Raw genomic sequence first — 24571 nt, 5'->3', positions numbered from 1 at the left:
ACGGCCCGCATCCGGGGCAACTCCCCTACGCTACGCGGTTCGACCTTCGGCGTCAAGCCGTTGTTTCGGCTTTCTGCTTGGATCTCCCGCACACGACAAGACGCACCAGTTGGTGATCTTAGTCAGGGATTCCGACGGACCGGCCGGCGTCGCCACTCTCGCGGCGCAACACCCGCCCGGCTCCCGCCGGCCTAGCTACTTTAGCCGAACCGTTTCGCAGCCGCAACTCGGCGAGGAGTGCGATCAACGGGCGGTTCAACATCCACTTCTGAACTCAGGAGTGGAGCTCGCGGATCCGGCCGATCTCCGTCCGGTGTCCCGCGGGTAGACAGAAAGTTACGTGTCCGACGGGCCCAACGTCAAATCAGCCCCGGAAGTTCCCGGAAACCTGAGCCGCCCGGCCCGCTGCCCGTCCTTCCGCCGCCCCCTGCGCACGCAGTTCAATGGGCGTATGAGCCCGGTGTACACCGGCACTGCCGCAGCAGTACATGGGTCGAACGTGGTCGGCGACGACCTGCTCGCTTCTGCCGCCCCGATCTGGCAGGTCGCGATCGGCGGCTGTGTGGTGGTGACCCTCATCGCGGCGTCGGTACGGCTTGCGCGCCGGGGACGCTCGCGGATGACCACGGCGCTCCTGATCACCGGCGCCGCCATCATCAGCCTCGCCGTCCTCGGCATACTGACCGGTGGGCGCTGAACAAGATCGTGGTTGGTTGCGAGAATCACAACGACCCGACCATCGGCGGTACTCCGCACGGCCCGCCCCGGGTTCCACCGGCCGACGCAGGCCTCCGCGTCGCGGGGGTCATAACAATCCAGCCGGCGGGATATTCCATGGCGTGCCGGACGAAGCGAGTGGTGGTTCAGCTACTCGTGAGGCGGCGGTTGGCGAGGCTCGGCAGCTCGGCACGAATGGTGCTGAGCCGGTCTAGATCCAGATCTGCGACCGTCACGCCGGCCACGTCAGGCGCCTGGGCCAGGACCGTCCCCCAGGGGTCCACGATCATGCTGCGCCCGTAACAGGTCCGCCCTGGATCGTGGTCACCGATCTGCCCGGCGGCGAGCACGTAGCACTGGTTCTCGATCGCCCGCGCCCGCAGGAGCACCTCCCAGTGGTCCCGACCGGTGTGCATCATGAAGGCCGCGGGGACGACCAGCACGTTGGCGCCGGCAACCGCCAGTCCCCGGTACAGCTCAGGGAAACGCAGGTCGTAACAGATGGTGAGGCCCAGCCGGAGATCGCCGACCGTAGCCACGACAAGCTCGCTACCGGGCGCAACCGTTCTCGACTCCTGGTACGACACCCGGCCGGGGATCTCCACGTCGTACAGATGGATCTTGCGGTACGTCGCCGCGAGCGAGCCGTCAGGCTGGAAGAGCAGCGACGTGTTGTACGTGTGCTCGGCGTCCGGTCCCGTCTCGTGGAACGAGCCGGCGTGGACCCAGATACCGAGCTCACGGGCGGCGTCGGCGAAGAACGCGCCGAACTCCCCGTCGACCGACTCCGGTTTCGGCGCTCCCGCCGCCGGGCCGAGGTAGTCCACGTATTCGGGAAGGACAGCAAGCTCGGCTCCCGAGGCTGCCGCCTGGTGGAGCAGGCCCCGAGCCACCCGCAGGTTCGCGGCGCGATCGTCGCGCGCGTTCAGCTGACACACCGCCACTCTCATGGGGTGCAGCCTATGCGGGTGGCGACGGGGCCTTCATCCCAGTCTGCGGGCTCAGGCCGACTTCTCTTCCCGCTGGTGCCTGCGGACGGCCTGGCGCGCCAGGTCGCGCGGAACGATGGTCGGGATGACCTTCTCCAGCACGACCTCGCGGGTGATCAGGACGCGGCCGATGTCGGGGTTGCTCGGAACCTCGTACATGACCGAGAGGAGAACCTCTTCCATGATCGCGCGAAGGCCACGGGCACCGGTCCCCCGCAGGATCGCCTGGTCCGCGATGGCCTCGAGGGCCTCCGGCGCGAACTCGAGCTCCACTCCGTCGAGCTCGAACAGCCGCTGGTACTGCCGGACGAGCGCGTTGCGCGGCTCGGTGAGGATCCGCACCAGTGCCTGCCGGTCGAGGCTGCGCACGCTGGTGATCACCGGCAGCCGCCCGATGAACTCGGGGATCATGCCGAACTTGAGCAGGTCTTCCGGCATGACCTCAGCGAAGATGTCGTCGAGGTTGCGCTCGGATACCGACCGGAGGTGCGCGCCGAAGCCCAGCCCCTTCTTGCCGACCCGCGACTCGATGATCCGGTCGAGACCGGCGAACGCCCCACCGACGATGAACAGCACGTTGGTGGTGTCGATCTGGATGAACTCCTGGTGCGGGTGCTTCCGGCCGCCCTGCGGGGGCACGTTGGCAACCGTGCCCTCAATGATCTTCAGAAGGGCCTGCTGCACGCCTTCACCGGAGACGTCACGGGTGATCGAGGGGTTTTCCGACTTCCGCGCGATCTTGTCGACCTCGTCGATGTAGACGATGCCGGTCTCGGCGCGGCGGATGTCGTAGTCGGCCGCCTGGATCAGCTTGAGCAGGATGTTCTCCACGTCCTCGCCGACGTAGCCCGCCTCGGTCAGGGCCGTGGCGTCCGCGATCGCGAAGGGGACGTTGAGCATCCGCGCGAGGGTCTGCGCGAGGTGGGTCTTGCCGCAGCCCGTCGGACCGATCAAGAGGATGTTGGACTTCGCCAGCTCGACGTTGTCGCTGCCTGACGCGCCCGCGGCATCCGCCTGGATCCGCTTGTAATGGTTGTAGACCGCTACCGCCAGCGCCTTCTTGGCCTGCTCCTGACCGACCACGTACTGGTCGAGGAAGGAGCAGATCTCCATGGGCTTGGGCAGCTCGTCCCACTTGACGTCGCCGGACTCAGCCAGCTCCTCTTCGATGATCTCGTTGCACAGGTCAATGCACTCGTCGCAGATGTAAACGCCCGGACCTGCGATCAGCTTCTTCACCTGTTTCTGCGACTTGCCGCAGAACGAGCACTTGAGTAGGTCGCCACCGTCGCCGATCCGTGCCACCTACGTATCTCCCTGCACTCACGGCCGGACCATCCGTCCGGTCTCGCCCCATCGCCGGTATCCCGGCGCTTCTCGGCCCTCGGTGCCAGCCGCTGCCTCGACGTTACCCGGTCCCGGGCACTTCTCCGACCCCTGCGAGTGTGGTGTCTTCACTCCCGCCGTTCGGCACCGGACCCGTCACGCGCGATCCTGTCCGAACGACCATAGGTGGCCTACCCACCAACCGACAACGCCTGTCCGGCGCAGTCGAGGCACCCGACATCTCCAACGCTGATGGTACCGGTCCAGACGGCTCCGACGAGAGGGTCAAGGACCCGATTTACCGTCCAATTCCGTCGGTAATGACCGGAAGGTGAGGGGCGGTTCGCCCATCGGCGCCCGCCCCTCACCAATGGATTGTCAGCGCGCCGGCGCCAGCGCGGACTTCTTCCGGCTGGCCAGCACCTGGTCGACCAGGCCGTAGTCCTTCGCCTCGTCGGCGGTCAGGATCTTGTCACGGTCAATGTCCTTGCGGACCTTGTCGGACGCCTGACCGGAGTGCCGCGCCAGCAGTTCCTCCAGCAAGCTGCGCATCCGCAGGATCTCGCGGGCCTGGATCTCGATGTCGGACCCCTGACCGTAACCGCCCTCGGTGGCCGGCTGGTGGATGATGATCCGCGAGTTGGGCAGGGCCATCCGCTTGCCCGGCGTACCAGCCGAGAGCAGGACCGCGGCAGCCGAGGCCGCCTGCCCGAGGCAGACGGTCTGGATGTCCGGCCGGACGAACTGCATCGTGTCGTAGATCGCCGTCATGGCGGTGAAGGAGCCGCCGGGCGAGTTGATGTACATCACGATGTCCCGGTCGGGATCCATCGACTCCAGCGTGAGCAGCTGGGCCATCACGTCGTTGGCCGAGGCGTCGTCGATCTGGACGCCGAGGAAGATGATGCGCTCCTCGAACATCTTGTTGTACGGGTTCATCTCCTTGATCCCGTACGACGTCCGCTCGACGAACGACGGCAGGATGTACCGGTTGTGAACCTCGCGCAGGCCCGAGTGCAGACTCAGGTCGGTCATCGTGTTTCTCCTCAGTCCCGGGTCCCGGCACCGGCTGGCACCTGGCGTGCCCCGGTCACGACGTGGTCGATGAAGCCGTAGTCCAGCGCCTCCTGCGAGGTGAACCAACGGTCGCGGTCGGAGTCGGTCTCAATCTGCTCCGGGGGCTGACCGGTGTGGAAGGCCACCCGCTCCTGGAACATGCGCTTGGTGTAGAGCATCTGCTCGGCCTGGATCGCTACGTCCGCAGCGGTGCCGCCGATGCCGCCGGACGGCTGGTGCATCATGATCCGCGCGTGCGGCAGCGCGAACCGCTTGCCCTTGGTGCCGGCGCACAGCAGCAGCTGCCCCATCGAGGCGGCCAGCCCCATGGCGACCGTCACCACGTCGTTTCCGACGAACTGCATGGTGTCGTAGATCGCCATGCCAGCGGTGACCGAGCCGCCGGGCGAGTTGATCCAGAGGTTGATGTCGCGCTCCGGGTCCTCCGCCGCGAGCAACAGCAGCTGCGCGCAGATCCGGTTGGCGACCTGGTCGTTGACCTCGCTGCCGAGCAGGATGATCCGCTCCTTGAGCAGCCGGTTGTAGACCGAGTCGTCGAGATTGCCGAGGCCGGCGTCGGCGCCTCGTGCGACCGGGGTCGCTGGAATGTGAAGGTCGGTCATGGCAGCCCTTCGGGAGAGTTCTTGATATGCCGACACTAGCCCCTGGGGCAGACGCGAGGTTCCGCGTAGGGACGTTGTTCGCTCTGAGCGCACCTGCCCGCAGGGCCTACCCATGAAACACGTAGCACCCGCCGAAGCGGGTGCTACGTGCGCAGATGTCAGTCCTCGTGGTCGTGGTCGTGATCGTGGTCGTGCTCCTCGCCCGCACCGTCCGCACCCCGGAGGTCATCGAGCGACAGCTCGTTGCCCGCAGCGTCGCGGATCTTGACCCGCTCCATGACCATGGCGAGCGCCTTGCCCCGCCGTACGTCACCGAAGACCGCGGCGGCCAGGCCCGACCGGATGAGCTGGTCGTAGTACTGCTGGGGCGAGACGCCGGCCCGCTGGGCCCGGTGGACGATCTCGTGGCCGAACTCGTCGTCGGAGACCTGGATGTCCTCGGCGTCAGCAAGGGTGTCGAGCACGAGCTGGATGCGGACGCCCTCGACGGCCGCCTCGGACAGCTCCGTGTCGATCTCCTCCTGCGACTTGCCCTCGGACTGGAGGTAGTCGTCCATCGACGCGCCGATGCGCTGGAGCTGGTCGTTCATCGCTTCCTTGCGCTGCTCGACCTCCTCGCGCACGATGCCCTCCGGCGCCGGCACGTCGGCGGCCTCGACCAGCGCCTTCAGCGCCTTGTCCCGGGCGTCGTAGAGCTGCTCGACGCGCTTGACGCGCTCAAGCCGGGTACGCAGGTCCGCGCGCAGCTCGTCGAGCGTGTCGAACTCGCTCGCCAGCTGGGCGAAGTCGTCGTCGAGCTCCGGCAGCTGCTTCTCCTTGACGGTCCGGACCGTGACCGCCACCTCGGCGTCGCGGCCGGCGTACTCGCCGCCGACGAGCTGGGTGGTGAAGGTGGTCGAGTCGTCGGCGGACATGCCGACGAGGACCTCGTCGAGGCCCGGCAGCAGCTGACCGCTGCCCACCTCGTGCGAGACGTTGGTCGCGGTGCCGCCCGGCACCTCCTCGCCGTCCACGGTCGCGGCCAGGTCGAGCTGGACGTAGTCGCCGTTGGCGGCGGCCCGCTCGACGGTCTTCAGCGTCGAGAACCGGTCCCGCAGCGCGGCGAGCTGCTCGTCGATCTCCTGGTCACCGATCTGGACCTCGTCGACGGTGACCTCGACCTCCTCGAGGTTCGGCAGCGTGATCTCGGGGCGGACGTCGATCTCGGCGGTGAACTTCAGCGGGGCGCCGTCGGCGAACTCGGTGATCTCCACCTCGGGACGGCCCAGGGTCTTTACCTCGTGCTCACGGACCGCGGCGAGGAACTGCGCCGGAATGGCCTCCTGCACAGCCTCGTTGAGCACGGCGCCCCGGCCCACCCGCTGGTCGATCACGGCGGCGGGCACCTTGCCGCGCCGGAAGCCGGGGATCGTGACCTGCGCGCCGATCTCGCGGTAGGCCTTCTTGAGGCTGGGTTCGAGCTCGGCGAACGGCACCTCGATGGCCAGCCGCACGCGGGTCGGGCTGAGAGTCTCGACGGTGCTCTTCACAGGTACTCCTCATGATGGACGGACTGGCGGCCGCGTCGGCCGGGAAAAGTCTAGGCGAGCCCACCCGACGCCTTCGCGGACGGGCTGCACCCGCCGACGTACGGCCGTCGGCGGTCTCGGTCGGGGTGGCGGGATTTGAACCCACGGCCCCTCGCTCCCAAAGCGAGTGCGCTACCAAGCTGCGCCACACCCCGGTGGCGACGTGAAGTGTATGCGTTCCCGTCACCTCCCGTCGCGCCGGCCACCCACGGAACGCAACCCCCGCGCACGGCGACCGGACTATTGGGTACCCTAGATGCCGCGCCGCATCCCACGCGGCCGCGCGGGCGTAGCTCAATGGCAGAGCTTCAGTCTTCCAAACTGACGGTGCGGGTTCGATTCCCGTCGCCCGCTCCAGCGACGAGGGCCCAGGCAGTCGGCGTGATCGCCGATCCTGGGCCTTCGTCATTTCCAAGATCCTTGGCCTTGCGTGCCAGCCGCGTGCCATTGGTCCACCCGTGTCAGTACCGGTGATCCGGCGGTCCACCCTGGCGGCGATCTCGCGGTCACTGGCGGTGTCCGCAGAGCTTCGCAGCCTGGTTGCACCTGCTCCTACCAGGGCAGGGTGCCTTCGGCGTCGAAGTAGCCTCCGGTGGGGCCCTCGGGGCCCACCTGCGCCATACGGACGATGATCTCGGCGCCCTGCTCGACAGCCTGAGTGCCGGTGTTCCCGTTAAGGTCGGTCCTGGTGAAGCCGGGCTCGACCGCATTGATCCGCATGTTCGGGAACGCCTTCGCGTACTGCACGGTGATCATGTTGACCGCGACCTTCGACGCCGGGTAGGCGACCCCCGGGTACGCGTACGTCGGGGTGCCCGGGTCGGTGACCCGGGCCAGCGAGGCCAGGCCGCTGCTGAGGTTGACGATGACCGGGGCGGCCGAACGCTGCAGCAGCGGCAGGAACGCGTGGGTGACACGCACCGTGCCGAAGACGTTCGTCTCGAACGTCTCCCGCATCATGTCGGCGGTCACGTCCGCGGCGCCGATCACGATGTTGCCGGCACCCCTTCCCTCGATGCCCGCGTTGTTGATCAGTACGTCCAGTCCGCCATCAGCCTCGATGGCCTTCGCCGCGGCCTCCACGGACGCGTCGTCGGTGACGTCGAGCTGGACGGCCCGCGCGCCGAGTTGCTCAGCGGCTCGGCGCCCGCGTTCGGCGTCTCGGCTGCCGACGTAGACGGTGTGGCCGGCTGCGATGAGGCGACGGGCGGTCTCGAACCCGAGCCCCTTGTTCGCTCCGGTGATCAGTGTTGTTGTCATGCCTCCAGGCTCCGGTCGGGCGGTGAGGTCAGCCAGTCGTCCCGTCTTCATGGGACTGCCGGTACCAGGCAAAACCGCCAGTGAGCGGTACACACTGGTGGCGTGACGGCGACGGAGTTCGGAACGGCGGTGCGCCGCTGGCGCGACCGGGTGTCACCCGAGACCGTCGGGCTGCCCGCCGGCGGGCACCGACGGGCGGCCGGACTGCGCCGTGAGGAGCTGGCTCTGCTGGCCGGGATCTCCGTTGACTACATCACCCGCCTGGAACAGGGCCGCGCGTCCAATCCGTCGGCACAGGTGGTCGAAGCCCTGGCCAGGGCGCTGCGGCTGGCGGGGACCGAGCGCGCCCACCTGTTCCGGCTGGCCGGGTTGGTGCCGCCCGGCCCGGAAACGGTACCCGCGCACGTCACCCCGAGCGTCCAGCGGCTGCTGGACAGGCTGACCGGGACACCGGTCGGGGTGTACGACGCGTCGTGGACGCTGCTACTGGCCAACCCGCCGTACGCGGCGTTGATGGGCGACCCGTCCGGGTGGCGTGGGAACGAGCGCAACGCGGTGTGGCGACATTTTCTCGGCCCGGGCACCCGGGCCCGGCACACCCCGGAGTCCCTGCGCGCGTTCGAGACGGTGCTGGTTGCCGACCTGCGCGCGGCCGCCGGCCGCTACCCGGCCGACCAGCGGCTACGGCGGCTGGTCGCGGAACTGCGGGCGAACAGCGACCGGTTCGCCGAGCTGTGGGATTCCAGCGCCGTCGGCCGCCACGAGGCCGCGCGTAAGACCATCGATCATCCGCACGTGGGCCCTCTGACGCTGGACTGCGACGTGCTCACGGTGGAGGGCAGCGACCTGCACATCATGATCTACACGGCCGAGCCCGGCACCGCGGACGCCGACCGCCTCGCCCTGCTCACCGTACTCGGCACCCAGACACTCGTCGGATAGCGGGTTCGATTCCCGTCGCCCGCTCCACGAACGAAGGCCCAGGCAGTCGGTGTGATCGCCGCCTGGGCCTTGATCGTCTCCCTGGTCAGGACGTGCCGGTCACCCATCGGTACACCTGCATCACCCACGGCGTCTGCTGCAGGTACGCGATACCGGCCACGATCAGGAACGCCCCGGTGATCGTGTGGGCGCCCCGGGCTCCACGCCGCACCCGGCCCAGCCGGTTGACCAGCACGACCCGGCCCAGCAACCGGACCACCGCGAACACACCGGCGGCGACCAGCAGTACGAGGCCGAACGCCATCAGCGGACCCGCCAGCCGCCCACGCGCACTCGCCGCCCAGATCCCCCAGCAGATGAACGCGAAGAACGCCCCGATGCCGGACAGCTCCCAGCCGCGTTTCCACGTCCCGGGCTCCTCCCGGGGCCGCTGCGGCCACGGTGCGGCCTCCTGCGCGGGCGCGAGGACCGACTGCGACGGGTCGACGCGCTTCGGCGGTGGGACGGCGGCCCGACCCTGGATGTGCGCGGAAGCCGGCGATGCCGCGGCCGCACCACCCGGCCCGGCCGGCGACCCGGCAGCGGACCCGGGCGACCCGGCAGCGGACCCCGGTGACATTGCCATGGCCGCGGGCGACACGGCTGTGGGCGCGGCGCCCGCGGGCGAAACCGGCGCCGCCGACACCGGCCGGTCCGGCGCTACCCGCCGCTGCTCGCCGGTCGGGCCCTCCAGCGCGCCCGACCTGCCGTCAGGGGCCAACCGGGTGGCACCCGCCCTGCCGTCAGACGCCAACCGGGTGGCGCCCGGACCGGGCGTGAAGCCGTTCGCCGCAGCCGTGGCCCGCCCGCGGATCTCGTCTCGGGCACGGAGCTCGTCGGGCGTACCGAGGGCGGCGCGCAGCTCGACCAGCTCACGCTCCAGCTTCTCGATCCGCTGGAAGGCCTCGGTCTCGGTGCCCGCGACCGGCGGCCTCGGCCTGGCCCGGCCGACGACCCGCGCCGTCTCCGGCTCGCCCCAGTCCACCCCGGCGTCCGGGATGCCGGCCTGGTGGACCAGCTCGGTGAGGCGTTCGACCCATGCCGGCAGCTCGTGGGTCGACGGCCGGTCGCCGGGCCGGTCGGCGAGGATCTCGTGCAGGTGGTCGCGCAGGGCGGGGCGCCGCTCGAGCGCCGGGTGGCGGCGCAGCACTGACCAGGCCGGCGGCGATTCCTCGCCGGCCGCGCGCTGCTGGCCCGACTCCCTGGGGTAGTCGCCGGTCACCAGGAAGTAGGCGACCGCTCCGAAGCCGTGCACGTCGTAGGCGGGCCCGACCTGCGAGGCGCCGCCGAACGCCTCCGGACCACCGGACTCCGGCGTGTACGCGATCTGGGTGATCTCCTCGGGTCGCCAGTACCGCGCGCCGGTGAAGTCGATCAGCTTCACCTCTCCGGTCGCCAGCACCATCACGTTGGACGGTTTGACGTCCATGTGCAGCACCGGGGTGGCCCCGGGCTCCGTCGGGTGGTGCAGCGCGCGCAGCACGCCCGCGAGCGTGGCGAGCGCGTCGACCGCGTTGAGCCGGCGCGCCCCCGGGGCGAGCCCCGCCCGGTCGCACACGTACTCGCGCAGATTGACCCCGTGCAGGTAGTCGTAGACCTGATAGGGCACGGCGTCGCCGACGTCGGGCGGCTCCCCCGGGCGGTGCGGCGGCGGGCCGTAGAAGCCGTCCGCGCGGCGGCAGATCGCCTGTACACCCCGGTTGTTCAGATCCATCAGCACCGCGTCGCCCTTGTCCCACGAACGCAGTTCGTCCACGACCGGTCGGCGCGGGTCGACCCGGAAGACCTTGACCGTCAACGGCGCCGACGACACTCCCCCGCACAGCCGCACCGCGCGGTACACGTCGGCCTGCCCCCCGGAGCCGAGGTGCGCGACGAGGCGGTAGCGCTGGTAGGTCTCCGGCAGTGGACCGGCCGGGCCACAGACCAGGTCCAGCAGCCCCGAACCGTTCACAGTCATCCAACCTCCCCCTCAAGGCGAATCTCAGGGTAACCGTCGGACAAATTCCTCGCCGTCAACCGCCACGCAGGGTAGACAGATGCGGTGACCACGGATGTTTACCGCCTGCACACCCTCAAGACTATCGACGATCTTCCACATATGACCGACGTCGTCGGGGCGGCCTTCGGCGAAGAGCTCACCGCGGAGCAGATCGAGAAGGAACGGCTGGTTTTCGAGCCGACCCGCGCGCACGTCGTCGACCACGACGAGGACGGGACCGTCGCCCACGCGGGCGCGTACACCCGGGACGTGACAGTGCCTGGCGCGACCGTGCCGGCGGCGCACGTCACGGGCGTCGGCGTACGACCCACGCACCGTCGCCGCGGCCTGCTGACCCGCCTCATGGTGCACCAGCTCCGCGAGGTCCGCGAGCGCGGCGAGCCGATCGCGCTGCTGTGGGCCAGCGAGGGCCGCATCTACCAGCGGTTCGGGTACGGGCTCGCCGCGCTGTGCCACTCGTTCACGGCCGACCGGCGCGAGATCCGGCTGGCCGGCCCCGACGGCGCGCCGGTCGGCCGGCTGCGCGACGCCACGCCAGAGCAGGTCCGCAAAGAGCTCCAGCAGGTGTACGAGCGGGTACGCGCGGAGCGTCCCGGGTGGTCCAGCCGGGACGACAGCTGGTGGAGCTGGCGGCTGCACGACGCGCCAGGGCGCCGGCACGGCTACACGGAGCGCCGGGCCGTGCTGTGCGACGGGCCGGACGGCGTCGACGGGTACGCGCTGTGGCGGCGCAAGGGCGAGTGGACCGACACCGGCCCGAAGGGCGAGGTCGAGGTGGTCGAACTGGTGGCCGCGACGCCGGCCGCGTACCGGGCGCTGTGGGACTTCCTGTTCGCGGTCGACCTCACCCGTACGGTGTCCTACCGCTTCGCCGCCGCCGACGAGCCGCTGCGTTACCTGGTCAACGAACCCCGCGCGCTGGGCGAGAAGGCCTCGGACTCACTGTGGGTGCGGGTGGTGGACGTGCCGGCGGCGCTGTCGGCCCGCCGCTACGCCGCACCGGTCGACCTGGCGCTCGAGGTGTCCGACAACCTGATCGCCGAGAACACCGGCCGGTGGCGGCTGACCGGTGACGCCGACGGCGCGGTGTGCGCCCCCACGACCGACGCCGCCGACCTGGCGTGCGACGTGGCCGACCTCGGGGCGCTGTACCTGGGTGGCACGGGGCTCGGCACGCTGGCCGCGGCGGGTCGCGTACGCGAGCTGCGCGCGGGTGCCGTCACCGCCGCGGCGGCGGCGTTCGGCTGGCGCCGGCAACCGTCGGCGCTCGACATCTTCTAGGGTCTGGCACATGGGTACGGAGCGGCGACGCCGCCGGATGCGGCGGTCCTCCCCGGCTGCCGAGACGACAGCCGGGCCAGCGGCCGGGCCGGAGACCGGCGCGGCCACGGAACGGGGGGCCGACACGGCCACGGAACAGGGGGGCGGCGCGGCCACGGAACGGGGGGCCGACGCGGCCCCAGCGCAGGCCGACACGGTCACCGGGCAGGAGGCCGTCGCGCCCCGCTCCCCCACCCCGCACGACCTCGCCGAGCGAGGTGGGACGTTCGCGATGACGACCGCGGTGGCGGACCCCGACGACGAGCCGGACGGGCCGGACGGGCCGGAGCCGGTCGCCGGTCCGGAGTGGACCGGCGACGACCCGGTCGGGCACGGACGCTCGGGCGACGACCCGTACGGCGAGCGCGGCCTGCGCGGCCTGGTCGGCGGCGGGTCGTCGCAGGTGACCGTCGGGGCGGCCATGCGGGCGCGGGACGCGGCGCGGCCGAGCGACGCGGACCTGGCGGCGGCCGAGGCGGAACTGGTGATCGTCCGCCGCGGCTGGGTGCCGCGCGAGGACCTGCCGCCGCGCGGTCCGCGCCGCTGACGGTCCGCGCCCGCATGGCCGCCGCCGCCCGCGATCTTGGACACGTGGCGGGCCTATGACACCGCCACGTGTCCAAGATCCAGAAGATCTACGGCAGCGGGGGCAGCTCGCGGTCCTTCTCGTACGCCGCGATCTGGGCGATGCGCCGTACGTGCCGCTCACCGCGCGAGAACGGGGTGGTCAGGAACGCCGTGACGACCTGGGTCGCCTCGTCGAGGGTGTGCATGCGGGCACCGACCGCCGCGATGTTGGCGTCGTTGTGCTCACGCGCGAGGCGGGCCGTGTCGAGGCTCCAGGTCAGCGCAGCGCGTACGCCGGGAACCTTGTTCGCCGCGATCTGCTCGCCGTTGCCGGAGCCGCCGATGACGATGCCGAGGGAGCCGGCGTCGGCGACGACCCGCGCACCCGTGTGCAGGCAGAAGGCCGGGTAGTCGTCTTCGGGGTCGTACGAGGCCGGCCCCACGTCGACCACCTCGTAGCCCTGTGTGGCGAGGTGGCTGGCGAGGTGCACCTTCAGTTCGTAGCCGGCATGGTCAGAGCCCAGGTAAACGCGCATGCGACAGAGTGTGTCACCACACGATCAGGCCCGCGCAGGCCCCAAGCATCAGCAGGGTTCCGAGCACGAGGCAGCCGGCGACGGTGGCCCACGGCGGCAGCGCGCTGACCATCCGTACCGCGATCGGCGCGCGACCGATCGAGCCCTCCGCCTCGCCGGCCGCCTGGGCGCGCCGGGCGGCGTGCCAGCCGGCCAGGACGTGGCGGCGGTCGAACAGCAACGCGGCCACCGCGTACAGCCCGAAGCCGAACACGAACACCACGAGCGCCACGAAGAAGCGCATGCCTCAAACCCCCAGGATCCACGTGACAGCGGCCCGGGTAGTTTACGGGTCAGCCCTCGGCTGTGATATCGGCCACGACCAATCCCGCGCGCGCCTTCGGCGTGAACCAGGTGCTCTTACGCGGCATCTTCAGCCTGGCCAGGTTGACCGCCACGAAGTCGTCGACGGTGACCGGCGCGATCAGCACCGCCAGCTCGGCTCGGCCCGCGTCCACCTCGCCCCGCAGCCACTCGGCCGGATAGTCGCCACCGACATACGTGATCCGCTTGTCGCCCGGGTCGAGGCCGAGAGCGTCGCCGAGCAGGTACCGCTCGACCAGCGCGTGGTCAAGGTTGTCCACCACGTTCGCCGCGCCGTCCGTGGGCAACGTCACCGCCCAGGAGCCCACCCTCGTGTACAGGTGGACCGTGCCGCCACGGGCCGGCACGTCGGGCGTACCGGCGAGCGGGGTGACGGTCGCGCCGGCCGCGGTCAGGCGGGCGACCAGCTGGTCCGGGCTGACCCCCAGCTCGGTGACCAGCCGGTTGTACGGCTGGATCGCCACCGACCCCGGCGTCGTCACCACGGCGAGGAAGCGCGGCAGGCCGGCAGTCTGCGCGGCCAGGCTGCGGTGGTTGCCGTCGGCGACCACCAGCTCCCCACCGGTCGCCAGCGCCAGCAGCCGGTCGCGGACGGCGCCGGCCCCGAGAGGCCAGATCTCGTGCACCCGCCCGGCCGGGTCGGTGTCGCTGGCCGCCGGCTCACCCGCGTCGGCGATCGCGGCGGCGAGAGCGGCGTGCAGTTCGTCGCCGTGGGCGGTCTGCAGCAGGAGTACGGGCGACAGCAGGTGACCGATGGCCTGGGCGAGGGCGACCCGCTCGCGGACCTTCTCGATGAACACGTCCTCGTTGCGGATCACCAGGCCGGGCTCGTCGGCGCTGGTGGAGATCTCCGCCGTGTCGACCATCGCCCACAGCCCGTACCCGCGCGCGCCGTCCGGCGACGTGATGCGGTACAGGACGGTCACATCGTCGTTTTCGACGTAGTGCCCCTGCTCCTTGGCCGCGGTGAGCCGCGCGACGGCGTCGGGCAGACAGTCGCCGAACGGGCGCCCCACGCTCTCCGGCGCCCGGTGGGGCATCTCGACGGCGAGGGCACTGAACGGATTGGCCGCGATGATCGAGGTGATCTCGGCGTCGTCGGCGAACTCGTCGTAGTTCTGCGCCGCGGTGGTCTGGCCGGCACGTCCACCGGCCGTCAGCCAAGCCCGGGCGATCGGGTGCGCGATCGTCATGGGCCGACGGTATCGGTTCGAGGTGCGGCGCTCACCACCCACCCGGCGTCGGGTGGGCGGCGGCGACCGGTGGCTAGGCCGCGGCGGGGCGCCGGCGGCGCAGCCTCCGCGGTGGAGCGGTGAACGCGGGCAGGGCCTCCTCCGGCGCCGCGTGCCGGGGTCGGTAGGCCACCGGCTCCGGCTCCTCGGCCGCTACCACGTCGCACGCACCGGCCGGCGCGAACGCCTCGGCGGAGACGATCACGGGAGGGGCGAGCAGCTCGACCACGTCTTCGGGAAGCTCGTTGCGCCAGCCACACTCGCGGACCGACCAGCACGCGCCGGGTCTGCTGCCCTCCACCTCGTCGTCGGCGACGACGATTTCACTGTGCGCCTGTTCCACGCTCGTCGACACCGGTCCTCCTCATGCAGCAGAGCGTTCGCCGAGAAGCAACGATGTGCGATGCGCGGTCGTGACGCGCGCCACCCAAAGAAGTGGACAATTCTGGCTATTCGAACGACGGCGCCACGTCGCGCGTGCGCTTGAGCTCGAAGAATCCGGGCGTACCGGCGACAAGCAGAGTGCCGTCCCACAGCCGGCCGGCCGCCTCGCCCTTGGGTGCCGGCGTCACCACCGGACCGAAGAACGCGATCTGCTGCCCGTCCGGACCAGGCACGTGGATGACCGGCGTACCCACATCCATCCCGACCGGGCGCATCCCCGCCTCGTGGCTGGCCCGCAGCGCTTCGTCGTACTCGGTGGAGTCGGCCGCGGCGGCCAGCTCGACCGGCAGGCCCGCGTCGGACAGCGCGGCCTCGTACAGTGCGCGGTTGCGCTCCTCCTTGCCGAGGTGGATACGCGTGCCCATCGCCGTGTACAGCGGGCGCAACGCCTCGTTGCCGAACTTGCGCTCGGCGGCGATCGCCACCCGCACCGACCCCCACGCGGTCTTCAGGAACTCGCGGTAGTCCTCGGGCAGGTCCTCCCTACCCTCGTTGAGCACGGCGAGGCTCATCACGTGGAACCGGATGTCGACCGGGCGCACCTTCTCCACCTCGAGCAGCCAGCGGGACGTGATCCACGCCCAGGGGCAGGCGGGGTCGAACCACATGTCGGCGGTGACGCGCTCGGTCACAACAGCTCCTCATATCGGGTGCACGAAATATCGGGTGAACGCACGAAGAAAGTCGACTCTCCTTCCCCGATCCTTACGCCGCCCTGTAGGCGCAGCGAGACTCCCGTATCGTGAGCTGCGCCACTTCGTAGCTACCGAGCGGTTGTGAAAGGATCGTTTCTTACCGCATGACTCGGTGGCGGGTACTGAACGGACCCCTCACCCACAATCGAGGCGGGTACAACGCGCCTCTCCCACACAGATGGAGAACGAAAACCGTGGCCGGAGTTCGCAACCTCAGGCAGGTGGAGGCCGCCGACCGGGCCCGCCTGCTCGACGTCTCGGCGTACGACATCAGCCTGGACCTCACCGACGGCAACGGTTATCCCGGTGAGGGCACATTCCGCTCCGTGACCGAGGTGCGGTTCAGCTGCCGTGAGCCCGGCGCCACCACCTTCATCGAGGTCGCCGCCGACTCGCTGCGCGGTGCCACCCTCAACGGCGAGCCGCTGGACATCTCCGGCTGGGCCGCCGACAAGGGCCTGGTCGTGCCGGGCCTCGCCGCGGACAACGTGCTGGTCGTCGACGCCGACTGCGCCTACTCCTCGACCGGCCAGGGCCTGCACCGTACGGTCGACCCGGTCGACAAGGAGGTCTACCTCTACAGCCAGTTCGAGACCGCCGACGCCCAGCGGGTGTTCGCCTGTTTCGACCAGCCCGACCTGAAGGCGCAGTTCACCTGGCACGTCACCGCGCCGCAGCACTGGCGCGTGGTGTCGAACATGCCGATCGAGCGCGAAGAGCCCGCCGCCGGGATGACCGGCGCCAAGACGGTGCACTTCGCCCGGTCGCCGCGGATGAGCACGTACATCACGGCGATCTGCGCCGGGCCGTACCACGAGGTGCGTGAGCAGCACGACGGCATCGACCTGGGCGTCTTCTGCCGGGCCTCGATGAGCCGCTACCTCGACGCCGACGACATCCTGCTGATCACCAAGCAGGGCTTCGACTTCTTCCACCGCGAGTTCGGCGTCCGCTACCCACTGCCGAAGTACGACCAGATCTACAGCCCGGACTTCAACGCCGGCGCGATGGAGAACTTCGGCTGCGTGGTCCACGCCGAGCAGCACTACATCTTCCGCAGCCAGGTCACCGACTTCGAGTACGAGCAGCGGGCCAACACGATCCTCCACGAGATGGCCCACATGTGGTTCGGTGACCTGGTCACCATGCGCTGGTGGGACGACCTGTGGCTCAACGAGTCGTTCGCCGAGTGGGCCAGCCACTGGGCCAACACCGCCGCCACCCGCTTCTCCGACGCCTGGACGACCTTCCTGTCGATCCGCAAGAACTGGGGTTATCGGCAGGACCAACTCTCGTCGACCCACCCGGTGTACTGCGAGATCCCCGACGTGGACGCCGTGGAGGTCAACTTCGACGGCATCACGTACGCCAAGGGCGCGAGCGTGATCAAGCAGCTGGTCGCGTACGTGGGGATCGAGCCGTTCCTCGCCGGCCTGCGCGCGTACTTCACCAAGCACGCCTGGGGCAACGCCACCTTCGACGACCTGCTGTCGGCCCTCGAGGCCGCGTCCGGCCGGGAGCTGCGCAAGTTCGCCGCCGAGTGGCTGGAGACGGCCCAGGTCAACACGCTGCGCCCGGAGATCACGCTGGCCGAGGACGGCACGTACGCGTCGGTGGCCGTGCTCCAGGAGGCCCCGGAGCGGTACCCGACGCTGCGCACCCACCGCATCGGCATCGGTCTGTACGACCTCAATGACGAAGGCGCCCTGGTCCGCCGCGAGCACCTCGAGGTCGAGATCGATGGCGGGCGTACCGAGATCCGGCAGCTGGCCGGGCTGCCCGCCGCCGATGTGCTGCTCCTCAACGACGAGGACCTGACGTACGCGAAGCTGCGGCTGGACGAACGGTCGATGGCGGCCGTGGTCGAGCACATCGCCGGTCTCGACAACCCGCTCGCGCGGGCGCTGTGCTGGGCGGCGGCCTGGGACATGGTGCGCGACGGCGAGCTGGCGGGCCGCGACTACATCCGGATGGTCATCCGCGGCCTGGCGATCGAGAAGGACATCAACCTGGTCACCGCGACGCTGGGCCAGGCCCGGTCGGTGCTGACCTTCTACACCGACCCGTCCTGGTCGCCGGAGGGCTGGGAGCAGCTCGCCCGCTTCGCCGCGGACGCGGTCGAGCGGGCCGAACCGGGCAGCGGGTTCCAGCTCGCGTGGGCCCGGGCGTACGCGTCGGCCGCCCGCTCCGACAACGACCTCGCCCGGCTCGCGGACTGGCTGCGTGGCGAGAACGTGCCGCAGGGGCTGCGGATCGAGTCGGATCTGCGGTGGAGCCTGCTGCAGTCGCTCGTCGCCAAGGGCTCGACCGGGCCGGACGCGATCGAGTCCGAGCTCGACTCCGACCGGACCGCGAGCGGCGAGCGGCAGGCCGCGCTCGCGCGGGCGCTGGAACCCACTCCGGAGTCGAAGGCCGAGACGTGGCGCCGGCTGGTCTCCGACCACCAGCTGCCCAACTGGCTGCTGCGGTCGCTGCTCCTCGGCTTCCAGCACTCGGCGCAGGTGGAGCTGACCGCAGCGTACGCCGCGAAGTACTTCGAGGTGGTCAACGACATCTGGGCCGCGCTCGACAGCGAACCGGCGCAGGACTTCGTGGCGCTGGCCTACCCCTCCTACCAGGTCAGCGAGGAGACGGTGGCCCTCACCGACGCCTGGCTCACCGGGGCCGGCAAGGGCAGCCCCGCCCCGCTGCGGCGCCTCGTCACGGAGGGGCGGGACGGCGTCGTACGCGCTCTGAAGGCCCGGGCGAAGGACGCGGCGGCGAGCGCCTGATCGCGAACGCGCACGCACGTATCAGCCCCGGTGGTCAGGTGACCACCGGGGCTGATACGTAAAAGGGATCGAGCCGCGGACGTGCCGGGCGTCAGGCGGCCGGCTTGCCGGCCTGGTCGGTGAGCTGAGCCAGTCCCGACACCAGACCACCGGCCAGGTCGCCGCCGCCGAACGACGCCGCCATGGACAGCGCGGCCAGCTTCGCGGCCCGGTCGGGAATGCGCCGGCGCGCCTCCGCACCGGTCACGATCTCGAGCAGCCGCTGGTTGGGCGACACCGCGATGAGGATCGAGTGGTCCGGGTCGGCCAGCTGACCGTGCAGCTTCTCGGCGTGGCCGCGCACCGGCTCGTCGAGCTCACCGACGTACACGCTGAAGGTCAGACCGGTCCCCCGGTCCGCCAGGCGCAGCGCCTCGTCCAGACGCAGCAGCTGTCGGGTGTTGAACGGGCCGTCGAGCACCTCAGGGCGCTCGGTCGGGCGTACGTCCTGCTCACCAACGGTCACTTGCGCCTCCAGTCGCGCGCTGCTCGGCCGGCGTACGGGCGGTCCGCTCCGCCGCGGCGTCCGATGCACCGGCGGGCAGCGCCTTGTGCTCGTGCGCGCCCGGCAGCGCCGTGTGCCCTTCGGCACCGGGGCCGGCCAGCATCTCCGGCGAGGACAGGAACCAGACCGGGCGGAACTCGTAGGGGCGGCCCGGCCGGTAGCGCTTACTGTGCCCGCGACGGTCGCTGGCGGCGAACACGAGGCCGAAGACGACCACGACCACCAGCACCGGAATGCCGACGTAGATGAGCACCGTCTCAATTATTGACAAGCCAACGCCCCCCGGCGTCGAAGGGACACCAATATGCCGGGTTCACGGTATCGGCCGGCGCATAGTACGCCGCGTCGGGGGTGCCGCAGAACCCTTGCGGGTACGAATTGTGCCAGCCCAGCAGGTCGATGACGACGCCGGGGCAGGCACCGCTAAGTTGCCCTTCGTGACGGATCTTCTGAGCAGGGCCGAGGAACTGGACGCCGGCGATCCCCTCGCGCCGTACCGGGACCGGTTCGTCATCGACGAGCCCGACCTCGTGTACTTCGACGGCAACTCGCTCGGCCGGCTGCCGGTGGCCACCCGGCAGCGCCTGGCCGACGTGATCGCGCGGGAGTGGGGCCAGGGTCTGATCCGCGGCTGGGACGCGTGGATCGAACTGGCCCGCCGGGCCGGCGACGTCCTCGCCACCGGGGTGCTCGGCGTCTCCCCCGGCGAGGTCGTGGTCTCCGACTCCACCAGCGTCAACCTGTACAAGCTGGCCGCGGCCGCGCTCGACGCCCGCCCCGGCCGGCGGGTCATCGTCACCGACGACGACAACTTCCCCACCGACCGGTACATCCTGGAGGGGCTGGCCGCCGCGCGCGGGCTCGAACTGCGGGTTCTCCGGGCCGACATCGACGACGGCCTGGACCCCGCCGACGTACGGGCGGCGCTCGACGAGGACGTGGCGCTGGTGTGCCTGTCGCACCTGGCCTACCGGTCCGGCGCGCTGGCCGACCTGGTGGCGATCACGGGCGCGGCCCACGAGGTCGGCGCGCTGACCCTGTGGGACCTGTGCCACTCGGTGGGGTCGGTGCCGGTGCCGCTACGCGAGGCGAACGTCGACCTGGCGGTGGGCTGCACGTACAAGTACCTCAACGCCGGCCCGGGCGCGCCGGCCTTCCTGTACGTGCGCGCCGACCTGCAGGAACAGCTGCGCCAGCCGATCTGGGGCTGGTTCGGGCAGCGCGACCAGTTCGCGATGGCAAGCGGCTACGACCCGGCCGCCTCGATCGACCGGTTCCTCGTCGGCACCACGCCGGTGCTCGGCGCGTACGCCGTGCTCGAGGGCGCGTCGATCACGGCCGAGGCCGGTATCGACCGCATCGCGGCCAAGGGCGCGGCGCTGACTGAGTACGCGATCGAACTGTTCGACGCACTCCTGGCCGGCGACGGGTTCACCCTGGCCACGCCGCGCGAGCCGGGGCGGAGGGGGGCGCACGTCACGCTGTACCACCCGAACGCGTGGCAGATCTGCCAGGCGCTCAAGGCGGCGAACGTCATCCCCGACTTCCGTACCCCGGACCGGCTGCGGATGGGGCTCGCCCCGCTGTACACCCGGTTCGTGGACGTCCACGAAGGGTTCGACCGGCTGCGCACGATCATGCGGTCGGGCGCTTGGAGGGACTTCCCGGCCGAGCGGGCGCGGGTGACCTGACGCTCAGGCGACCTCGGGCAGGTCGAGCCAGTCCGACCAGCGGGGATCGGGTGTGCGGTGGCCGAGGACGCGCCACGCGGTGCCCTTGGGCGCGGTCGGCGCGGCGTGCAGCCGCCAGCCCAGCTCCGCCGGCGTCCGGTCGCCCTTCGTGTGGTTGCACCTGGCGCACGCGGCCACGACGTTGTCCCAGGCGTGCGCGCCGCCGCGGCTGCGCGGCAGCACGTGGTCGATCGTCTCGGCGGGGCCCCGGCAGTAGGCGCACCGGCCGCCGTCACGAGCGAAGATCGCCCGCCGGGAAAGGCCGACGTGGGTGCGGTAGGGGACGCGGACGTACCGGGTGAGCCGCACCACGGACGGCACCGGTAACTGAGCGCGCATGCTGTGGAGCGCGCCGTCGCCGTCGCAGACGCACACCGCCTTCGCGGATAAGATCAGGATCGCGGCGCGTCTGACAGACACGACACACAGCGGCTCGTACGTGGCGTTGAGGACCAAGGTGCTGCCGATGGTGCGTCGTATGTCAGGCATCGCTGCCGCCCTCCTGGGTGATGCGGTCTCCCGTCGTCGCCTCTACGTCACTGGTCGCGCCCACTCCTCTTGGCGCCAATCGTCCCCGATAGATCGTCGAATTGCACGCGCTAATCAGGGTGGGACCTGGGGTGAAGCGCGCAGCGCCCGCGACACACCCGTCGCCGCGATCGAGCCGACGGGTGTGAGCCGCCCCGTACCGGTCGAATCACCGGTTGAATTACCGCCATAAGGCGGGATTCATCCCCTCGGTCGGACGGGGCCGCGCGACGGCGCGGCCGTCGATGAGGTACGAAACTATGCCGTGACCCCCCTTCACCAGTTCGCCGCATCGACCCCGCAGCCGACCCCCAGCTGTCCGCAGGCACGCGAGCTCTGCCACGTAATTCTGAAACAGACCGGGCAGCTCTGGCTCGCCGAAGGCAGCTACTGGTTTCTGGTGAAGCCGTTACGGATCGTGCTTATCATCGCGCTGGCGCTCCTCGCGCGGGCACTGATCCACCGCATGATCAGCCGGCTGGTGCGCAGCACCACCGACTCCTCCCCCACGCTGCTCAAGCCCCTGCGGGAGAAGATGCCCGGTGCACTGCTGCGCGACGCCGGCATGCAGCCCGAGCGGCGCCGGCAGCGGGCCGAGGCGCTCGGCTCGGTGCTGCGCAGCGTCGCCTCCGCGACCGTCTTCGTGATCGCGCTGATGCTCGTGCTCGGCGAGCTGAGCATCAACCTGGCTCCCCTGCTGGCGAGCGCCGGGATCGTCGGCCTCGCGATCGGCTTCGGTGCGCAGAACCTGGTCAAGGACTTCGTGACCGGCCTGTTCATGCTGCTCGAGGACCAGTACGGGGTGGGCGACGTGGTCGACGTCGGCCAGGCCAGCGGTACGGTCGAGGCGGTCGGGCTGCGGATCACCACCATCCGCGACTCCCAGGGCGTGGTCTGGTACATCCGCAACGGCGAGATCTCCCGGGTCGGCAACAAGAGCCAGGGCTGGGCCCAGGTGGTTGTCGACATCCCGGTCGGCTTCGCCGGCGTACAGGAGGCCGCGGCGATCCTGCGTACGGCCGCGGCCCGGCTGGCCGAGGATCCGGAGTGGAGCGACGAGATCCTCGAGGCGCCGGAGGTCCTCGGGGTGGAGCAGATCACCGCCGACGGCGCCGTACTGCGGACCACGGTCAAGACGACCTCGGAGTCGCAGTGGAAGATGGGCCGGGAACTGCGGCACCGCCTGACACATGCGCTGGACGAGGCCGGTATCGCCGAACGGATCGGCGCCGGGCGGGTGCTGCTGCAGCCCGGGACCGCGGGTCTGCCGGAATCGTCCGTGGCGGGCGCCGGCGCACCGCCAGCCGCACTGGACGGCTTTTCGCCATCCCCGCACCCGGCCGCCGCGCCGCACCCGGCCGCCGCGCCGCAGCCGCCGGCGACGGGCGCCGCCACCGAAACTGCGGCCCCGGCGGAGAACTGACGGGCCCGGACCCGACTACCGACCGTGGTCGCCTTCGCAAAAGCGTCACCCGATCATGGCTTTTAGCGCTTTTTGCGCATTACCAACAGGAACCTTTGTACGAGGTCTCGCGCATCGGCCGGACGGTCAGCTATCGTCCGATCGTCCAAACCCGACGTCGTACTCATCGCTCGCCGGTCCGCGCCCTGACCCAGGGCCCCGGCCGGGACGTCGGCCGCCGCCCCGCACCCGACTTGACACGAGTCGGATCGGAACTTGGAGGACTAGCCGGTGTCCGACCCGGACCACGCCGCCGGTCGACCAGCAACGTTCCGCGACGTGTTGGCGAGCGGGGAGTTCCGGGCAGTCTTCTACTCCAGCGGCCTGTCGGTCTTCGGTGACTCGATAGCGCGTGCGGCGGTCACCGCGCTCGTCTACCAGCACACGCGCTCGGCCCTGCTCAGCGCGGTCACGTTCGCCATCAGCTTCCTGCCCTGGCTGGGGGTGGGGCCGGTGCTCTCGGCGCTAGCCGAGCGGCACCCGTACCGGCGGACCATGGTCGTCTGCGACCTCGCCCGTATGGTGACGATCGGGCTGGTCGCGCTGCCGCGCATACCGGTCGCCGCGGTGCTGGCGCTCCTGTTCGTGACGGCGCTGTTCGAACCGCCGTTCAAGGCCGCCCGCTCGGCGCTGAATCCGCGCATCCTGGAGGGCGAGCGGTACGTCCTGAGCGTCTCCATGCTGGAGACGACCACTCAGATGGCGTTGATCCTCGGTTACTTCACCGGCGGCGCGATCGCCGCGTACGACCCGCGCATGGCGCTGCTGTTCGACGCGGCGACATTCGGCATCTCGGCGTGCATCGTCGGGCTGCGGGTGCATCACCGCGAGCCCGCGCTGACCCGGGACCGGCGAAGCAACCTTTTGCGGGAGACCGCGGAGGGCTTCGCGGTGGTGTTCGGCGGCAAGGTGCTGCGGTCGCTCGCGACCGTCGTGTTCGCGGCGCTGCTCTTCCCGGTCATACCCGAGGGGCTCGCGGCGGCGTGGGCCGGACACCTGGCGGCTGACCCGCACACCCGGGGCTGGGCGCAGGGCTTGATCATGTGCAGCATGCCGGCCGGCTTCGCGCTGGGCAGCGTCCTGATCAACCGACTGGTGCAGCCGTCGACCCGACAGCATCTCATCCGGCCCTTCGCCGTCATCGCGCCGCTCGTGCTGGTGGGTGCGCTGGCCGACCCCGCCGTCTACGGGGTGGCCGCGATCGGGGCGGTCAGCGGCTTCGCGACGGCGGCGATGATCCCCTCAGCCAACGGCCTGTTCGTGCAGGCGCTGCCCGACCGGTTCCGGGCCCGCGCCTTCGGGGTGATGGCGAGCGGTGTGCAACTGTGCCAGGGCGCGGCGGTCTTCGTCACGGGCGCGCTGGCCAGCCGCGCCGACCTGCCGCTCGTGGTCGGGCTGTGGGGCGTCGCCGGCACCGTCCTGATGTTGTTCATCAGCATCACCTGGCCCAGCGCCGAGGGCCTGGCGGAAGCGATCCGCCGCGCCCGGCAGGCCAACGAGGAGACCGGCGGCGCGAGCCCCGCCCAGGCGGCGGCAGCGACGCGGAACGGGGCGTCCGTGGGCCGTCACCGAGCGCGGGCGGACCAACCCGGGGCGTCCGTCGGCCGCAGGGCACCCGGCGGCCCCAGTGCGTCCGGCGGTCGCAGGGCACCCGGCGGACCCGGCGCGGACGCCGGCCCCAGTGCGCCCGGCGGCCCCGGCGCGGACGCCGTGGGCGTGCCCGACGGACCGGTCAACCCGGTCGCGCCGGCCGACGTGGCCGGGGGCACGGCCCTCGGCGAGCAGAACAGCCGTGACTCCGGTGAGGGCTGGTCCCGGCTGCCGAGCGCGTCACACTGACCGCGCCCGAGGCGTGAC

The 24571-nt window shown here is 70.7% G+C and carries 23 protein-coding genes and 2 tRNA genes; 9 read left to right on the top strand and 16 right to left on the bottom strand.

The annotated features are described in order from the left end of the window. Positions 1-451 precede the first annotated feature (451 nt). Positions 452-697 (top strand): hypothetical protein, encoded by a 246-nt coding sequence (locus HC031_RS29095; RefSeq protein WP_167928644.1) that lies wholly within the window; start codon positions 452-454, stop codon positions 695-697. A gap of 166 nt (positions 698-863) precedes the next feature. Here the strand turns inward: HC031_RS29095 and HC031_RS29090 are convergent, their stop codons facing one another. The 6 genes from HC031_RS29090 to HC031_RS29065 all read right to left on the bottom strand — a co-directional run bounded on the left by HC031_RS29090 (position 864) and on the right by HC031_RS29065 (position 6434). After that, positions 864-1667, bottom strand: coding sequence for a carbon-nitrogen hydrolase family protein (locus HC031_RS29090; RefSeq protein ID WP_167928643.1), 804 nt, complete (start codon positions 1665-1667; stop codon positions 864-866). A 51-nt stretch (positions 1668-1718) separates the two neighbouring features. Further along, a complete protein-coding gene (gene clpX, locus HC031_RS29085) occupies positions 1719-3011 on the bottom strand; it encodes an ATP-dependent Clp protease ATP-binding subunit ClpX (RefSeq protein WP_167928642.1) in 1293 nt (430 codons plus the stop codon). Between the two features lie 399 nt (positions 3012-3410). Next, positions 3411-4067 (bottom strand): ATP-dependent Clp protease proteolytic subunit, encoded by a 657-nt coding sequence (locus HC031_RS29080; RefSeq protein ID WP_167928641.1) that lies wholly within the window; start codon positions 4065-4067, stop codon positions 3411-3413. Between the two features lie 11 nt (positions 4068-4078). Beyond that, a complete protein-coding gene (locus tag HC031_RS29075) occupies positions 4079-4711 on the bottom strand; it encodes an ATP-dependent Clp protease proteolytic subunit (RefSeq protein ID WP_167928640.1) in 633 nt (210 codons plus the stop codon). 158 nt (positions 4712-4869) lie between these two features. Then, on the bottom strand, positions 4870-6240 hold the full coding sequence (gene tig, locus HC031_RS29070) for a trigger factor (RefSeq protein ID WP_167928639.1): 1371 nt from the start codon (positions 6238-6240) through the stop codon (positions 4870-4872). 120 nt (positions 6241-6360) lie between these two features. Further along, positions 6361-6434 (bottom strand) — tRNA-Pro (locus tag HC031_RS29065). Positions 6435-6562: 128 nt separating this feature from the next. On the opposite strand from HC031_RS29065, the gene HC031_RS29060 reads away from it, so the two are divergent. Further along, a tRNA-Gly gene (locus HC031_RS29060) sits at positions 6563-6636 on the top strand. Between the two features lie 195 nt (positions 6637-6831). On the opposite strand, the gene HC031_RS29055 is transcribed toward HC031_RS29060, so the two are convergent. Then, complete coding sequence (locus HC031_RS29055; RefSeq protein WP_167928638.1) at positions 6832-7539, bottom strand: SDR family NAD(P)-dependent oxidoreductase; 708 nt, start codon at positions 7537-7539, stop codon at positions 6832-6834. A 102-nt stretch (positions 7540-7641) separates the two neighbouring features. Here HC031_RS29055 and HC031_RS29050 point away from each other — a divergent pair, with 102 nt between their 5' ends. Further along, positions 7642-8481 carry an MmyB family transcriptional regulator gene (locus HC031_RS29050; RefSeq protein WP_167928637.1) on the top strand — a complete coding sequence of 280 codons (840 nt, stop codon included), beginning with the start codon at positions 7642-7644 and terminating at the stop codon, positions 8479-8481. Between the two features lie 85 nt (positions 8482-8566). On the opposite strand, the gene HC031_RS34940 is transcribed toward HC031_RS29050, so the two are convergent. Continuing rightward, positions 8567-10480, bottom strand: coding sequence for a serine/threonine protein kinase (locus tag HC031_RS34940; protein ID WP_167928636.1), 1914 nt, complete (start codon positions 10478-10480; stop codon positions 8567-8569). A gap of 84 nt (positions 10481-10564) precedes the next feature. Here HC031_RS34940 and HC031_RS29040 point away from each other — a divergent pair, with 84 nt between their 5' ends. Both HC031_RS29040 and HC031_RS34935 read left to right on the top strand, forming a co-directional pair. After that, the gene (locus HC031_RS29040; protein WP_338090886.1) at positions 10565-11803 is read left to right on the top strand and encodes a GNAT family N-acetyltransferase; all 1239 of its coding nucleotides are present in this window, start codon (positions 10565-10567) and stop codon (positions 11801-11803) included. A 10-nt stretch (positions 11804-11813) separates the two neighbouring features. Then, a complete protein-coding gene (locus tag HC031_RS34935) occupies positions 11814-12389 on the top strand; it encodes a hypothetical protein (protein ID WP_420813699.1) in 576 nt (191 codons plus the stop codon). Positions 12390-12477: 88 nt separating this feature from the next. On the opposite strand, the gene HC031_RS29030 is transcribed toward HC031_RS34935, so the two are convergent. The 5 genes from HC031_RS29030 to HC031_RS29010 all read right to left on the bottom strand — a co-directional run bounded on the left by HC031_RS29030 (position 12478) and on the right by HC031_RS29010 (position 15616). Then, a complete protein-coding gene (locus HC031_RS29030; protein WP_167928635.1) occupies positions 12478-12945 on the bottom strand; it encodes a ribose-5-phosphate isomerase in 468 nt (155 codons plus the stop codon). Between the two features lie 13 nt (positions 12946-12958). Next, positions 12959-13228: a hypothetical protein gene (locus HC031_RS29025; RefSeq protein WP_167928634.1), complete on the bottom strand. Its 270-nt coding sequence runs from the start codon at positions 13226-13228 to the stop codon at positions 12959-12961. Between the two features lie 49 nt (positions 13229-13277). Beyond that, positions 13278-14501 (bottom strand): DUF1015 family protein, encoded by a 1224-nt coding sequence (locus HC031_RS29020; protein WP_167928633.1) that lies wholly within the window; start codon positions 14499-14501, stop codon positions 13278-13280. A gap of 73 nt (positions 14502-14574) precedes the next feature. Beyond that, positions 14575-14895, bottom strand: coding sequence for a hypothetical protein (locus HC031_RS29015; RefSeq protein ID WP_167928632.1), 321 nt, complete (start codon positions 14893-14895; stop codon positions 14575-14577). Positions 14896-14989: 94 nt separating this feature from the next. Next, complete coding sequence (locus HC031_RS29010) at positions 14990-15616, bottom strand: mycothiol-dependent nitroreductase Rv2466c family protein (protein WP_338090885.1); 627 nt, start codon at positions 15614-15616, stop codon at positions 14990-14992. A gap of 257 nt (positions 15617-15873) precedes the next feature. On the opposite strand from HC031_RS29010, the gene pepN reads away from it, so the two are divergent. Next, positions 15874-18450, top strand: a complete 2577-nt coding sequence (pepN, locus tag HC031_RS29005) for an aminopeptidase N (RefSeq protein WP_338090884.1) — start codon at positions 15874-15876, stop codon at positions 18448-18450. A 91-nt stretch (positions 18451-18541) separates the two neighbouring features. On the opposite strand, the gene HC031_RS29000 is transcribed toward pepN, so the two are convergent. Both HC031_RS29000 and ctaJ read right to left on the bottom strand, forming a co-directional pair. Further along, positions 18542-18955: a DUF5130 family protein gene (locus HC031_RS29000; protein WP_167928630.1), complete on the bottom strand. Its 414-nt coding sequence runs from the start codon at positions 18953-18955 to the stop codon at positions 18542-18544. Beyond that, entirely contained in the window at positions 18942-19247 is a 306-nt protein-coding gene (gene ctaJ / locus HC031_RS28995; protein ID WP_167928629.1) for an aa3-type cytochrome oxidase subunit CtaJ, read from the bottom strand. Before ctaJ ends, HC031_RS29000 begins: the two co-directional genes overlap by 14 nt. A 184-nt stretch (positions 19248-19431) precedes the next feature. On the opposite strand from ctaJ, the gene kynU reads away from it, so the two are divergent. Next, a complete protein-coding gene (gene kynU, locus HC031_RS28990) occupies positions 19432-20685 on the top strand; it encodes a kynureninase (protein WP_338090883.1) in 1254 nt (417 codons plus the stop codon). A 3-nt stretch (positions 20686-20688) separates the two neighbouring features. On the opposite strand, the gene HC031_RS28985 is transcribed toward kynU, so the two are convergent. Continuing rightward, positions 20689-21213, bottom strand: a complete 525-nt coding sequence (locus HC031_RS28985) for an HNH endonuclease (protein ID WP_167928627.1) — start codon at positions 21211-21213, stop codon at positions 20689-20691. A 304-nt stretch (positions 21214-21517) separates the two neighbouring features. Here HC031_RS28985 and HC031_RS28980 point away from each other — a divergent pair, with 304 nt between their 5' ends. Both HC031_RS28980 and HC031_RS34140 read left to right on the top strand, forming a co-directional pair. Next, positions 21518-22675, top strand: coding sequence for a mechanosensitive ion channel domain-containing protein (locus tag HC031_RS28980; protein ID WP_167928626.1), 1158 nt, complete (start codon positions 21518-21520; stop codon positions 22673-22675). Between the two features lie 270 nt (positions 22676-22945). Then, a complete protein-coding gene (locus HC031_RS34140) occupies positions 22946-24553 on the top strand; it encodes an MFS transporter (protein WP_338090882.1) in 1608 nt (535 codons plus the stop codon). Positions 24554-24571: the final 18 nt, after the last annotated feature.

Origin of the sequence: Planosporangium thailandense (assembly GCF_011947195.1) — a bacterium.
In the GTDB taxonomy this organism is placed as follows: Bacteria; Actinomycetota; Actinomycetes; order Mycobacteriales; family Micromonosporaceae; genus Planosporangium; species Planosporangium thailandense.
This window is presented reverse-complemented; position numbering and strand designations above follow the sequence as displayed.

What these genes read in the sequence shown, in the direction of transcription:
- HC031_RS29095 (WP_167928644.1), top strand. Translation starts at nt 452, where the DNA reads ATGAGCCCGGTGTACACCGGCACTGCCGCAGCAGTACATGGGTCGAAC.
- HC031_RS29090 (WP_167928643.1), bottom strand. Translation starts at nt 1,667, where the DNA reads ATGAGAGTGGCGGTGTGTCAGCTGAACGCGCGCGACGATCGCGCCGCG.
- HC031_RS29080 (WP_167928641.1), bottom strand. Translation starts at nt 4,067, where the DNA reads ATGACCGACCTGAGTCTGCACTCGGGCCTGCGCGAGGTTCACAACCGG.
- HC031_RS29075 (WP_167928640.1), bottom strand. Translation starts at nt 4,711, where the DNA reads ATGACCGACCTTCACATTCCAGCGACCCCGGTCGCACGAGGCGCCGAC.
- HC031_RS29055 (WP_167928638.1), bottom strand. Translation starts at nt 7,539, where the DNA reads ATGACAACAACACTGATCACCGGAGCGAACAAGGGGCTCGGGTTCGAG.
- HC031_RS34940 (WP_167928636.1), bottom strand. Translation starts at nt 10,480, where the DNA reads ATGACTGTGAACGGTTCGGGGCTGCTGGACCTGGTCTGTGGCCCGGCC.
- HC031_RS34935 (WP_420813699.1), top strand. Translation starts at nt 11,814, where the DNA reads ATGGGTACGGAGCGGCGACGCCGCCGGATGCGGCGGTCCTCCCCGGCT.
- HC031_RS29030 (WP_167928635.1), bottom strand. Translation starts at nt 12,945, where the DNA reads ATGCGCGTTTACCTGGGCTCTGACCATGCCGGCTACGAACTGAAGGTG.
- HC031_RS29025 (WP_167928634.1), bottom strand. Translation starts at nt 13,228, where the DNA reads ATGCGCTTCTTCGTGGCGCTCGTGGTGTTCGTGTTCGGCTTCGGGCTG.
- HC031_RS29020 (WP_167928633.1), bottom strand. Translation starts at nt 14,501, where the DNA reads ATGACGATCGCGCACCCGATCGCCCGGGCTTGGCTGACGGCCGGTGGA.
- HC031_RS28985 (WP_167928627.1), bottom strand. Translation starts at nt 21,213, where the DNA reads ATGCCTGACATACGACGCACCATCGGCAGCACCTTGGTCCTCAACGCC.